Source organism: Mesorhizobium hunchu (assembly GCF_040081975.1).
Classification (GTDB): Bacteria; Pseudomonadota; Alphaproteobacteria; order Rhizobiales; family Rhizobiaceae; genus Mesorhizobium; species Mesorhizobium hunchu.
Genome location: NZ_JBEBMG010000013.1, coordinates 91485 through 104946, shown reverse-complemented (window position 1 = coordinate 104946; position 13462 = coordinate 91485). Strand labels below are relative to the sequence as shown.

Annotated in this window: 10 protein-coding genes, 1 tRNA gene and 1 pseudogene; 3 read left to right on the top strand and 9 right to left on the bottom strand. The window is 60.6% G+C overall.

Annotated features, from left to right (window positions below; all coding sequences use genetic code 11):
• Positions 1–193: 193 nt before the first annotated feature.
• Positions 194–3565, top strand: a pseudogene (locus ABMA46_RS19035) (P-loop NTPase fold protein); the annotation flags it as partial.
• Positions 3566–3734: 169 nt separating this feature from the next.
• Here ABMA46_RS19035 and ABMA46_RS19030 read toward each other — a convergent pair.
• From ABMA46_RS19030 to ABMA46_RS19010, 5 genes are all read right to left on the bottom strand, one after another.
• Positions 3735–4493 (bottom strand): metallophosphoesterase, encoded by a 759-nt coding sequence (locus ABMA46_RS19030; RefSeq protein WP_349001582.1) that lies wholly within the window; start codon positions 4491–4493, stop codon positions 3735–3737.
• 160 nt (positions 4494–4653) lie between these two features.
• Entirely contained in the window at positions 4654–5454 is an 801-nt protein-coding gene (locus ABMA46_RS19025; protein ID WP_349001581.1) for an ATP-dependent metallopeptidase FtsH/Yme1/Tma family protein, read from the bottom strand.
• Positions 5451–6959, bottom strand: coding sequence for an AAA family ATPase (locus ABMA46_RS19020; protein WP_349001580.1), 1509 nt, complete (start codon positions 6957–6959; stop codon positions 5451–5453). Before ABMA46_RS19020 ends, ABMA46_RS19025 begins: the two co-directional genes overlap by 4 nt.
• A gap of 436 nt (positions 6960–7395) precedes the next feature.
• A complete protein-coding gene (locus ABMA46_RS19015; RefSeq protein WP_349001579.1) occupies positions 7396–8925 on the bottom strand; it encodes an AAA family ATPase in 1530 nt (509 codons plus the stop codon).
• Positions 8926–8934: 9 nt separating this feature from the next.
• Positions 8935–9276 (bottom strand): DUF6634 family protein, encoded by a 342-nt coding sequence (locus tag ABMA46_RS19010; protein WP_349001578.1) that lies wholly within the window; start codon positions 9274–9276, stop codon positions 8935–8937.
• A gap of 203 nt (positions 9277–9479) precedes the next feature.
• Here ABMA46_RS19010 and ABMA46_RS19005 point away from each other — a divergent pair, with 203 nt between their 5' ends.
• Positions 9480–9743 carry a helix-turn-helix domain-containing protein gene (locus ABMA46_RS19005; RefSeq protein ID WP_349001577.1) on the top strand — a complete coding sequence of 88 codons (264 nt, stop codon included), beginning with the start codon at positions 9480–9482 and terminating at the stop codon, positions 9741–9743.
• Between the two features lie 445 nt (positions 9744–10188).
• Here the strand turns inward: ABMA46_RS19005 and ABMA46_RS19000 are convergent.
• Positions 10189–10264: transfer RNA gene (locus tag ABMA46_RS19000), tRNA-Ile, on the bottom strand.
• Between the two features lie 127 nt (positions 10265–10391).
• Between ABMA46_RS19000 and ABMA46_RS18995 the strand changes: the two genes are divergently transcribed.
• A complete protein-coding gene (locus ABMA46_RS18995; protein ID WP_349001576.1) occupies positions 10392–11120 on the top strand; it encodes an SIMPL domain-containing protein in 729 nt (242 codons plus the stop codon).
• A gap of 91 nt (positions 11121–11211) precedes the next feature.
• On the opposite strand, the gene ABMA46_RS18990 is transcribed toward ABMA46_RS18995, so the two are convergent.
• The 3 genes from ABMA46_RS18990 to ABMA46_RS18980 all read right to left on the bottom strand — a co-directional run bounded on the left by ABMA46_RS18990 (position 11212) and on the right by ABMA46_RS18980 (position 13333).
• A complete protein-coding gene (locus ABMA46_RS18990) occupies positions 11212–11583 on the bottom strand; it encodes a hypothetical protein (protein ID WP_349001575.1) in 372 nt (123 codons plus the stop codon).
• Between the two features lie 196 nt (positions 11584–11779).
• Entirely contained in the window at positions 11780–12226 is a 447-nt protein-coding gene (locus ABMA46_RS18985; RefSeq protein WP_349001586.1) for a YcgN family cysteine cluster protein, read from the bottom strand.
• A gap of 225 nt (positions 12227–12451) precedes the next feature.
• Positions 12452–13333, bottom strand: a complete 882-nt coding sequence (locus tag ABMA46_RS18980) for a hypothetical protein (RefSeq protein ID WP_349001574.1) — start codon at positions 13331–13333, stop codon at positions 12452–12454.
• Between the last annotated feature and the right edge of the window lie 129 nt (positions 13334–13462).

Here is a 13462-nt window from a genome sequence, read left to right as displayed (position 1 = left end):
CCGACCCGAAAGACGCCGATCCCTTACGACTTCGAGGCCTACAAGGTCCGTAACACGATCGAGCGCTGTTTCAACAAGCTCAAGCACTTCAGACGCATCGCCACACGCTTCGACCGCCGCGCGGCCTACTTCCTAAGCTTCCTGCAACTCGCCGCCGCAATGCTGTGGATGCGATGAATGTCGATTCTGCCTAGAAGGAAGATGGGGTAGCGGGAAGACGAACGTTGTCACTATCGCCGAAAAAGAACTGGAAGCAAAGTATTCCGAGAAGTTTGCATTTTTCACGTTCGATCTCTGGGCTTCGCAGAGCGTCGAGTTCCGGCGAGCATTCCTCGAAGAATTTCTGGGTTGGTCGAAACCGCATCTTCCGCCAAAAAAATATGACAAATTGACGAAGCGCGTCCAAGGGAAGACGAAAATCGTCGAAACCGAAAACGAGCGCGAATACTCGATTTTCGGGTACATATTGATTAGCGCGCTCTTCCTTCTGCCATTCCTGGTACTCTGGTTAAGCCCTTTCTCCGCGAATCTACATAGGAGCAGCGCGGGGACAAGCGTATATCCAGGGGGACCTCAGGGAGACCTTCCCTGGCTCTTCCAGGTATTCCTTGATTACGGCCATTGGGCCGCGGTTGCCGTTATCGGCATTGTCGTTATCGGATTTATCATCCAGACTTGCTGGTTGTGGAGGAATAAAGGGTCGCTGCGAAAGGCACTGGACCGTAGTTTCTCCTTGTTTGTTCGAAAGTCGGAAAAAGATACTGTCACGGAGACAATCCGGGACGGCGATCCGACAAAGTACGAATTTCATCAGATTTTCACTGAAATCCTCTCGCCCGTGCAGCGTGCGGGCAGACGTGTAATCTTTGTTTTCGACAACATCGATCGCCTACCTGCCGACCTCATTCAGGACATGTGGTCGAACGTCAGATCCGTCTTTTCCCGAGACAGTTCTCGAACCAAACCGGCCGAGGCCGTCGTGACCGCCGTAGTGCCGTACGATCGAGCCCACATCCTGTCTGTATTTGACAGCTCAAAGGCTAGCGAAGGCGGCAGACGGGAAGATGGAAAGATTGATCCGGTAACCGTCTATGAGCGTGAAGATGTATTCCGAAAAACGTTCAGCGCAATCGTAACAGTTGCGCCCCCCGTGACCTCTGATGTGGAGGCGTTTTTCGAAAAGTGTCTGGAAGCGGCATTGCCTGATCAGTTTGACGGCGGGCAAAAGTATAGGCTGTTTCAGATACTCGATGAATTCCTTACCGAGAAGGGCACCAATCCGACACCCAGACAGGTCAAGTCTTTTGTCAACGATGTTGGTATGCTCTGGCTTCAATGGTACGGCCGGATTTCCATCGAGGCGATAGCGATATTCGTTCTGCATCGGTCTGTACTGGAGCATGATCCGAGATCGCTCCAAAACCCGCAGACAATTCATGCCCGCTACCGACATTTTGCTGTTACGGATGAGCTTGACAGCGAATTGGCCGCTCTTGCTTACAATGTCGAGCCTGACGTCGCCTTGGAAGTGCTGCTTGAGCGGGATATCACGGCCGCCTTGCGAAACCCGAAAAGCGACCGTCTTTCGGAGTTGGCTTTATCGCCTGGGTTTCGCCACCAGCTCGATCGTATTCTCAGTCAGCACTGTGCCAAGTGGGCAGCTTCGTCGCTAAGCGACTTTGAAGCGGCCTTGTCTAACTACTGTGAACTGACGCTGGATCCTTCAATCAGGGAACTGTGCAACAAACATTTCGTACAGGCTATTGTCAGCTTGGCGAAGATCGACGTAACTGCCGGGGAGTTACATCAGAAGCTTTTCAAGGTTGCTGCCTGCATCCCCGCAGCTTCGCTGAAACAGCATGTGCTGGGATTTGCTGAATGGCTGAGCAAGAGCTTGCCCGAGGAGCTGACACAGGATCTCGGTCGTGCCTGGATCGGCTTCATTGGTGGTTTCATCCAGGAGATCAAAAAAGTACATGGTGACGATGCCGCCGAAGGAGCGGCGGCCATGATCTCGGTTCCTTACTCGCCGGAGTTTTACTTGGGCGTAGCGCTCGATTGCGATGAAGTCGATGTGTCATTCTCTCGCCTCTCCAACATTGCCCGGCAGAAATCGTCCGAAATCGCGACCGCGTTGGCATCGTGTGGCAAAGAGACACCTGATCATTTCCACTTCGTGTGGAAACAGCTTCAGCATGCGCTGAAGGGGCCCGAGAACGTTACCGTCTTCGCCCAACTCTTGGCGCAAATGCAAGCCGGCGTTCTCGATGAAGAGGATGAGCGCTCGACGTACTTCGAGAATCTAGTGCTGATCGCTGCCGTTGCACATGGCGCGGCTGGCATCGGGACAAACGTCAAGGCTGCGCTGGCCGATGGTACGCTGCCTTGGCATGCTTCCGAAGCCAACAAGGCCAAAGATTGGCAAAGCGTGGCAAACTCTGTCTGGCTTGCTCACTTTGCCGCAAAAACCGGCGCGATTCCGGCACTGTCATCGACATCCAAAGAACCCTTTGGAGATGTCAGTGAGGCTCATACGTGGTTCAGCGAATGCTATGCCGGAGCGCTGCCTGGCGATAGCCTCGCGACCATCGCCAAGCTCGTCATTGATTATGACAGCATTGATGAATGGGTGTCCGCATTCGTCAAAACCCCCAAACATATCTTGTACAAAGACGTTCTGACCGAAATCCTTGCCGCAGAGAATTGCCCGGCACTTCAGCTTGGAACGCTGATCGAGTGCTACCCGGTCTTGAAGGACCGCTTCGCGGACGACGCTGTAGAAGCGATGGTCAAGCGGGTCGGAAGAGAATCGGCTGCCGGGCAAGTTGAGCAGATCGATCTCGCTGGTGTACCGCCAGTGCTGATTGCTGACATCACAGATTTGAAAGAAGCGACATGGAGCGCTCTCCTCGCTCTTGCTGATCGCCATCTCAAATCGATTTCAGCGCCCGACTGGGAGGAGGCGCTAGAAAATGACAATTACAATCGCAAACTGCTCTTCGCACGCGGCAAGCAACTCGACGGTCTGATACCTCCCAATAGCCTTCGAGCTCCGCTCGCGGATTTCATCTCGGCGATCGTCGTGTCGAAAGAAAAGCCTGCCAAAAACCTGGATGGACTCGCCGCATTCTGGTCTGCCCTGTCCCGAAGCAGTCGTAAGGCACTTTCGGGAGATGTGTTCGAACGCATCGCTGACAAGCCGGTCATATTCGATGGTCTGAATGTTGCAATGTCGGTTTTCCCCGAGGTGTTCGCCGAGTTGCCGCTCGAGGATCGCCCCGAGACAGCCGTCACCAAAGTGCTTATGCCTCTCCTTTCGGGCAATCCGAAACGAGCTCTTGAATTCGTCAGCACTCGGCGAGCGGCATGGATGAACTGTGTACGGGATGTGCCCCCAGAAGTGCGCTCCCAGCTTAACGAATACTTCGCCGGTTACGAGGAAGCGGAGGAAACTTTCCCTGAACTGGATGGGTTGAGAAAAATCCTGAAGCTGGCCAAGCCGAAAAGGAGGCCGGCTGAAGACATTTCTCAAAAGGGGCAATCCGAAACGGATGGTGAGAAATAGCGGCTTTGCTGCTACGAGGTGCAGAGCCGCCACCTTCTCACTCAGGCGGACTATCCGCTTTCGGCTAAAGGCAAAGTTTGCCTGAACGTCTTAATGGAGGGCGCAAAGCAGTCGTAGGCGATATCATTTTGCTAGAGGCTGTGGCGGGTCAATCTTCCCCACATCAGCATCAAACCTCGATCACCATTCCAGCTTCGAACTTGTTGTTCTCATCGTCGTAGCCGCGCGGATTGCAGACAATGCGCGTGTCACCAACGCGGTAGTCGCAGCTGTCATGGGTATGACCGTGCACCCAAAGCGCAGGGCGGCCGCTCTCGATCACGCCGGACAGGTCGGATGCATAGGCGGCGTTAAGCAGGTCGCCCCGGAATCTCGACGGGACGGACCGCGCATGCGGCAGATGATGCGTGACCACGACGGTCTTGGTCGGATCCGCCTTGAGGGCGGTTTCGATGAACAGGCGCGACTGCTGGTGCATCCGATGTGCCGTTTCCGGCACGAAGCGCTGCCAGGGATTTCGCTGCCTGGCGATCTGGCGATAGTCGTTCATGCGCTCGCGCGCATGGAATATGGCCACCTCCGGATGTCCCTCGATCCGATAGTCGGTCCAGAGCGTGGCGCCGATGAAGCGAACGCCGTCGATGACTGCGATGTCGTTCTCGAGGAAATGGACATTGGGGAATTGCGCCGCTGCTGTCTTCCCGTCTTCCAGACCCTCCTTGATCGAGCCCTTGTAGAATTCGTGGTTGCCGGCGACATAGACGCAGGGCATGGCTTGGGCGATGTGCGTGGCGAGCCAATGCACGCCGTTGGCCGGAGCACGGCAAAGATCTCCGGCCATGACACAGACATCAGCGTCGGGAATGGCAAGAGACTGCCGCAGGTCGGCATATTCGAGATGCAGGTCGGAGAGCAGCCAGATTTTCATAGTCATAGAACCAGTTGGGGGTCTATCGGGCGGACGATGGTGATGGATGAGCCTGTCTTCGTCGGACATCCATTTGCGGACATTCTGGGGCAAGGCGACCCACGAAGGATTCGCGCAATTGTTGACAAGCGATTTTGCAGGCTGAATCCTTTTGTCTGGATCATCGTCGCACCGGAAGGTCGACCATCTTCTGCCTGACCTTTTCGAGCACCGCGTCAAGGTCCGGTCCCTCCAGCGTTTCTTCAGCCAGCAGGATGTTCGCCAGGAACTGAAGCGCCGTCTTCTGCTTACGGGCGATGTCGTGGGCGGCCTTGTGGGCGGTTGCCAACCGGGCATGGACACGCTGGGCGAGTTCCAGGTCCGCGCCAAGGATTGCGGCGCCGTCCCCGGGCTTGCGGTAAAGCAGCGGCCATTTGCGGCTGAAGCCCAGCACCGTCTCCATGTCGAGGGCGAGGTTGGTGGCAATGGCGAGGTCGCTCTGCTCGGAGCCGCCGGAGTTCGATGTTGCGGACCCGAGGATTTCCTCTTCGGCCGCCCGGCCAGCGAGGTAGGCAACCAGATGTGCGGTGAAGAATTCCTCGGTGTGCTCGTCCTGGCTGACCGAGCCCAGAGTGTAGCCGCCCTCCGGCGCGTCTATGGTGATCTCGATAATCGGGCCGAGCTTGAGATAAAGACGGGCGATTACATGCCCAGCCTCGTGGACAGCCATGCGCCGGCACAGTTTCGCGGACCGCGCCGGCCTCGACGCCGCCAGCAAGGATTCGATGTCGTCATAGGTGATGGCCCGTTTCTCGCGTCGGGCTTTCCTCCTGGCGTTCTGGACGATCTCCCTGATGTCGGCGCCCGTCATCCCGCCCGCCTTGCGGGCAAGAGGACGAAGCACGCGCTCGATCATGGCCGCGTCGGACGGGGAAGCTTCGGATGTGGCTGCCTTGGGTCTAGCAGTGTCGGACTGGATCATGGCGCCTCCTTCCAGGCAATGCTCTCGATTCCATTGGCGGCAAGGTCTCGCAGGACCGCGTCGGGCAGCGTATGGAGGAAGCTGCGAAGATCTTCCTCCGATTGGAGGGCTGTCGGCTTCGGCGCGGAGGCGACGATGGTGTCGAGATCGCCACCCAAATGGTGCCGCAGGATCCCCATGCGCGCGGTGACATCGGGAGGCGAAATCTTCATGTGCGGCGAAAGCCTGCCCGATCTCAGCAGCGCCGGATCGATGATCGCTGGGTGGTTGGTCGCGCCGACCACGATCACCCCGGTGGTTCGTGCCGCACCGTCGAGAAGTTCAAGCAGGCAGTTGACCAGGGCGTTCCAGTAATCGGCGTAGTCTCGGGTAAAATCGATGCGGCGACCGATGCCGTCGATCTCGTCGATGAACAGGATCGCCGGATGATGCGCAACTGCCTCCGCAAAGGCCCGCTTGATGCGCTTGACGACATCGCCGAGATAGGCGGGTTCGAGCCATGTAGCCATCGACGTCGAGAACATCGGAATCTGCAGCGAGTTGCAGAGCGAGCGGGCGAACATGGTCTTGCCCGTGCCCGGAGGACCGGAAAGCAGGAGCTTTGTGCTCATCTCCTCCCAGTGAAGTTCTCCGGCCTGCCAGAGCGGCAAATCCACGGCCAGGGAGAGCGCCCAATCGCGGGCTTCGTCACAGCCGGAGAAGGTCTCGATGCGCTCGATGAAGCGATTGCTGTCGGCGCCCGAGATGTCTTTCGGCTGGACGATCTCACTTCCGGAGACATGGTCCTTGCCACGCCCAGATGAGCCCGAACTGGCTCTGTTCGAATCCTTGGATTGGCTGGACGCTTTTGGCCCGTCGTCGTCGGGCGGGCCGTCATCGGGATCGGAGGCAAGAATGCGCAGGGTCGCGGCTGCCGAGGACGGCGTCACGCCCGGCCGGATGGCGATAGACAGGTCGGCAAGGTCGAGCCTGCCGAAATCGATGTCGTCCAATTCTTCTGTTGGTGGCTTGCCCAGCACCGCCTCGATGGTCTGCCTGACGATCTCCGCATTGAGGTCGCCGCAATCCAGCTTGAGCTGTGCGGCGGCTGCGAGCTTTGCCGGAACCTCCCTGTCACGTTCCGAAACGACAAGGATTGGGTAGGGTCCTTGCGCCGCCAGGCCGACGCGCCATCCTTCGCCGTCCATGTCCCGGTCCTTGCCGGCAAAGCAGACGATCTGCCATTTCGCGGCAGGCATGTTCTGGAAATAGAAGTTTCTACGCCGATCGATATCGTAGCCGTTGCAGCGGGTGACTTCCCCCGGCAGGATCAGGCCCCGTCCCAGGAGATCGAGAAAGCACGTCTCGAAATGCCGCGTCCCGCAGTGGATGGCGATGATCGGCTGCCGCTGGCGAAGGATGTCGAGCACTTTGCGTTCGGCATGTTCGCCATTGGCGACCGCTTGCGCGACGAGCAGCAGGCACGCCACCTCGGATGCCCTGGGCGGTTCGGCGGCGTCGCGCACGGCACGCACAATCTCCGTTGCTGATGCAGCGCGGTCCCGAGATGCATGATCGATTGCAATCCTCGTGGCGGAGGCTGATGACGACGGTTCCGACCCGTCTTCGGCAATGAACATATCGCCATTGCCGAGGACCGGATGACAGCTTTCGCCAATCAGCCTGCGCCTCTGGCGCGCCAGCATGGCGACGACCTGTCGGCCTGACGCGGTGTCCGGAAGGTCTGACCCGCGGTAAAAGACCTGGAGAACGCGGCCACCACTGTCGACGAATTCTTCGCGCAGAAAGCCTGCCTCGACGGCTGCATCGATGGCACGGCGCTCGGCCTCCCGGCGAAGCCGCCGCACGAAGTGCCGAGCGAGCCGAGCGTTCATGCCTGGCGCTGATTGTGTTGCTGCCGTCATCCCTGATCCTTTCTCCGTTGGAGAGTCTGCGGTACGCTCATTGCGGCTCCCGGTGGCGTTCACGACTTTCCACGAGTGTTTCGACAAGGCGTTCCAGCTTGCGGATCGAGCCGCCCGTCCAGGCACGAGCCAGGGCTTCGATCTCGAATCCTTCGAGCGGCGTCGCCCAGCGCGGGTCGTAACCCTGTTCGAGATAGAGCTTCTCGAGGATGCGGCTCGCCAGGAACGGAAGGTGTTCCTGCCCGGGTTCCGGGAAGCGAAGGATCCGGCACCTATCGCGCAAGACAGCCGGAACGCTGTCGACTTCGTTTGCCGTCATCAGCCAGGAGAGATGCGACAGGTCGCAGTTCGACTCGACATAAGGGTCGAACCAGCGGGTAGAGGTTTCCTTCTCCAGAAGCCCGACCAGTACGTCGTGAACATTGCCGTTGTGCCGGCTCGTTGCCACCTTCTCGATCTCGTCGAGGATGATCGCGGGACCGGCACATTCATGGCGACGCACGGCCATGACGGCGAGGCTCGGCTCGCCCGACGACCAACGGCGCGCCGTGCCGCCGAGTGCACTGTCGCTCAGTCCGCCACAGGAGACCAGTTCGTAGGGAACTCTGAGTTCCTCGACCAGCCGCCTTGCGAAGCGGGTTTTGCCACATCCGGGGATTCCAAGCAGAATGGCTGGCCGCAAACGCACATGGTCCCTGCCGACCAGCCCTTTCAGCATCTCGTCGGCAATCGAGATGGCCCAGGGAAACTCCGTTGCCATCTGCGTTCGCACGGCGGCAAGGTCGGGAGTGCCGGGCAGTGGCAAGCGACGCCGCACGAATGCCTCGAACTCCTTGACGACGCGCTTGCCTTCCGACGTCGCATCGTTGCCGATTGAGGTGAAAACGATGACCGACCCGTCTCTATCGGCAACGTCCAGCGTATCGTTGTCGGTGACCTCCACCAGGTCATCAACCGAAAGTTCCTCCTCCTCTGGCTCCCTCCTTTTCGACGCGCGCTTGATCGCCCCCTCGAAATCGCGTTCGTAGCCTTGCAGCATGCGCGCCAGCGATCGGCGCGAGGCATAAAGATTGCCGACCTTGGCGGTATGGGCGAGTGAGTACGCCATCACCGCCCATGCCAACGCCCGCCCGGCCATGCGAAGATCGTCCCGTTTATTGATGTCCCGCAGCGCGATACTTGCCGTTTCGCCTGCGATCGATGCGGCGGCATTCGAGTCCCCGGAGGAGGCGAGATAGAACCGGCACCGCAACCGGCATGCCTCGATGGGGACGCCCTTTACCTCTTCCACGCCATCGAGGGCCTTCACCAGGGACCGCACGCCGTCATCGCTCTGCTCGACGGTCAGTTCCTCCAGGGCAGCGGCGAGGGATGCGAACGCAAGATCACCGCGCTTTCTTACCCGTCGCCACAGCCGTTCGGCATATTCCCGGATATCCTCGCCGAGGTCTCCCCGGAAGAAGGCCATGCCGCGCAGCAGCTCTTCCTCGCTCGGCAGGTGCAACCCCTCGACGGCTGCCTTCAGCCGGCGGCTGAAATGACGATCCTGCGAATCCCCGGAATCCATGGCCACGGCTCAGCCATTCAGTCCGGAATGCTCAGCAGGGCGGCCAAGCCGATACCAACGGGAAAGCGTGCGTGCCCAGCTACGATCCTTCGACAGCAGCCACAGGTCCGACGTATTGATCAACCGGTTCTTGCCGACAAGCTCTGGATGGCCCGTCGACAGGCCGGCAAGGCAAGGCACCGCTCTCTTCGCAAGGATCCATCGGTCGAGAATCGGAGCATCCTCGCCTGCCATCGCTTCCGGCGGCATGCCATGGTGAATGCGTTCCACGTCAGCGACCAGCGCGGTGAGCCGCTCCATCTGGCGCACGAAGTCGGCATCGGGTTCATCGTGCTGGTCGAACAGCAGCATCGGCAATCCTCCGTCTGTCTCCAAGGATCCGCTGCGCTTGGATCCTTGTGATTCGCTGGAATCAGCGGGACAGACATACGGCGTCGTGCAATCGGCGTCCATGACGTCGATTAAGGCGTCCACGACGCCGCACAAAGATTCACCTATGGATTGCCGCCGGTGCCATCTGGAGTGCCGACGGGGCGGGCGCTAGGAATGAAGCCATGGATGTCCCCAACGAACTCCTGCGCGCAGCGCGTGTCGCCCTGAACATCGGCCAGCGAGAACTCGCCAAGCTCTCTGGCGTCGGTCAGCGCACCATCCTGCGCATCGAACGCAACGACGAGACGGTCACGCTTGAATCACGCCGTCGCCTGCAGGATGCCTTCGAGAAGGCTGGCGTAACGTTCGTTCCGGACGATGGCGTGTCCGGTCCGGGACTGCGAATGCGCAGGGATCTCATTCAGCAGGGCAATTTGAGGTTCTAAACACCCATATCGACGGATCCCAGCCGTTCTCACGGAAGTGGTCTGGGCTCGAACGTTACTGGCCACTCTCGATATTAAGCGGATATATCGCCTCAACACGACCAGCACGAAGCGTGACTGGAGGTGGGAGCTAACTCAGACACGTGTGCGAGGACCAAGGCGCCAGACGAGCCGATCTACCGATTTCTGTCAAAAACAGAATGTCGTTTTGAATCGCTTTTAGTTGTCTGACGGCCGCTTCAAATTGCGTCAAAATTGAGGCTCGATGGCCATCATGGCTTGTAAAAAATCACCGTATCACAGTCAGACACGACAAAAAATATATTGGAAACAGCACTCTACGCATCTAAGGCACAAAGGGATTGAACCGCTCAACCTTGGTTTTGAACCGCTCGGGTTTGGTTTTGAACCGCTCGAAATTTGTTTCTACAGTATTCGTTGACAATGGTGGGCCCGGAGGGACTCGAACCCCCAACCAAGCGGTTATGAGCCGCCGGCTCTAACCATTGAGCTACAGGCCCCACGCCGGCTGGATAATGTTTTTCGTCGGTTCGTACAAGGCTTTCGCGTATGATCTCCCTCACGCCCAATTCAGCCATATTCGCCGCCTAGTTGCGGAAGCGTCGACCGCATCCCATGGAGACCTTGATGACCAAACCCTTTTTGCCTCTCGCGCTGGCCGCCATGCCTTTCGCACTCGCCGCGGCGATGGCGGCACCGGCCGCCGCCCGTGCCGCCGAGCCCCTGCCGCCGCGCATCGTCGTGTCCGGCGAAGGCGAATCGACCGTGGCGCCGGACATGGCGATCCTGTCGCTGACGGTGATGCGCGAGGCCAAGAGCGCGCGCGAGGCGCTCGACGCCGACAACGATGCCATGGCCTCCGTCATCGCGGCGATGAAATCCGCGGGCGTCGCCGAGCGCGACCTGCAGACGGCCGGCATCCAGATCAGCCCGCGCTACAACTACTCCAACAAGCCGGACGGTTCCCAGCAGGCGGACCTCGTCGGCTACCAGGTGACGAACACGCTTTCCGTCAGGGTCCGCGACATCGACAAGACCGGCGAGATTCTGGACAAGGCGGTGTCGCTCGGCGTCAACCAGGGCGGCGACATCTCCTTCACCAACGAGGACCCGGCCGCGACCCTGACGGAGGCCCGCAAGAAGGCGGTGGCGGACGCTGTGGCCAAGGCGAAGACCCTGGCCGAAGCCGCCGGCGTCAGCCTCGGCAAAGTCCTCGAAATCTCCGACCAGAACGTCCAGCCGGTGCCGATGCCGATGCGCGCCAAGGCGTTCGACGCCGCCGGCGGCGCCGTTCCGGTCCAGGCTGGCGAAAACTCCTACAAGGTCCAGCTCACCGTGACCTTCGAAATCAAATAACCGCCTTCACCAGCGGCCACAAAGAAAACCCCGGAGATCGCACTCCGGGGTTTTTTCTTTGAGAATAGGAACGATGAACGATGGCAGGCACTCATCGATAGACGACGGGGCAACCTTCCCTGCGGCCGAACACCACCACGACGCGCTCGTTGAATTTGCGTCCGGACACCTTGATGGTGCGGCGGCCCTCATCGACGACGCGGGCGCGGTGCAGACCCATGCGGCGCGCCTTGTTCAGCGCGTCGCGCGCCGAGCAGGAGCGACGCCAGTCGCGATCACGGCGCCAGTCGCGGTGGTGATGCCGGTCGCGAACGGTCTCGCCCGTATAGACGCCGAAGCGCTGGTCGCCGCGATTGTCGAGATTGAGGTAGATGCCGTCCGCATGGGCGATGGCGGGAACCGACGCTATCGCGCCTAATCCGACGAGAGCCGACAGGGCAACGGTGCGGATGGTGCTCAACATGTTGTTTTCTCCACGGGTTGCGGGCGGACCGCCCGGTTGATGGTCGCACTCTGCAGCCCCTCGCCTGAACGCTTCGCGAACCGCCCGTTCATCGGCCGTTCAGGCCACGACATCATCGCCTGGAGGCTTGAACGTCAAACCCGGTGTCCGCTTTGCGGCCATGCGGCACGCCCCGATGCCGGTCGGCCGGCCCCGCTCAGGGTTCCTCATCGAGCACATAGTCGAAATAGTCCTCCGGCTCGGCGAGATCGGTTTCGCTGGCGCGGACCCGACCGCGCATCGAGACGCCGGCCTCGTGCACCGTCTCGCGGCTGCCGGACACCAGCGGATGCCACCAGTAGAGATCCTGCCCCTCGGCGACCAGCCTGTAGGCGCATGTCCGCGGCAGCCAGGTAATCGAACGCACATTCGCCGGCGTCAGCCCCACGCAGTCGGAAACGCGCGCCAGCCGGTTCTCGTAGTCCGCGCATCGGCAGGTCTTCGCGTCGAACAGGCGGCAGGCGACGCTCGTCCAGTAGATTTCGCTTGTGTCCTCGTCCTCGAGCTTGGAAAGGCAGCACTTGCCGCAGCCGTCGCAGAGCGATTCCCACTCGCGCGCACTCATCTCCTCGAGCGTCTTGGTTTTCCAGAACGGCAACTCCATCGGCCGCATGTGGCCCGTCGTCGCCATCCGGTCAAGTGCGGGGGTCGAATGCGCCCGCCGCCTCACGCCATTGCGACAGCGCGTCGCCAATCGTGGCCGCCCGACACGATGTCGCCATCAAAGCGCCGGCAACCTGCCGCGTCCCCGCGCTAGCCGCTGCCGGGAAGGAACCAAACTGGCGGGAATCGGTTTGGGACCCGGATAGGGACTGCTACAAGGAGACGCTCAATGAAACGCCACCCCTGGATATTGGCCGGCAGCGCGCTCGGCCTTTTGATGGCGTCCGCGCCGCTTGGCGCATACCCGCTTCAGGGCGATATAGCCCCCTTGCGGTCCGATGCACGCCCGATCATCCGCATCCAAGCAGATTGCCCGGAGGGCGCCGAGGATTGCGCACAGGGACAACACGGAAAGAAGCGGCAGCATCGCGACAACGACAACAATGAAGGCGCCGCGCCACGTCAGAACGAGCGCGGTCAGCGCAAGAAGCAGCAGCGCGAGGCCGCTCCCGTCGAGCAGCAGGCGCCCGCTCCGCAAGCCGAGCAGCCCCGTCAAGACGAGCAGCCAAAGCCGCGCAAGCAGCGGCAGAAGCAAGCCGAACCGGCGCCCGCGCAGCAGCAGCAGCCCGCCGCGAAAGAGCAGCCCGCGCGTGAAAAACAGGCGGAGCCGCAGGCTGAGCAGCCAAAGCCGCGCAAGCAGCGCCAGAAGCAGGCCGAACCGGCGCCCCAGGCCCAGCCGGCACCAACCGGCGAACAGAACAACGGCGCCAAGCCGGCCACCCGCCAGGAAAAGCTGCGCGACTATCTGAACAAGAAGAAGAACGGCGAGCAGCCCGCGCAAAAGCAGGCGCAACCGAAGCCGCAGCAGCCTGAAAACGGCAAGCCGGCCGGGAGTGGCGACTCGACCGGAGAGGCAACCCCCCAGCCGAAGCCGAAACCCGGGCAGAAGGGCGAGCCTGCCCAACAGCCGGACAACAGCCAGGCCTCGCAGCCGGAATCGAAGCAGGAGAAGCTGCGCGATTATCTGGACAAGAAGAAGCGCGGCGAACGGCCCGAAAAAGGACAGCGGCAGGAAGGCCAGCCCGGCCAACAGGCGCAGCCCGGCCAACAGGAGCAACCCGGAGGACAGGCGCAACCCGACGACGGCGCCAGGCCGCAGCCGCCTCAGCCTGGTCAGGGCAAGGCCGCCGGAGAAAAGCCGGCCGCCGGAAATCAGGCCAACGGCAAGCCCGCCAAA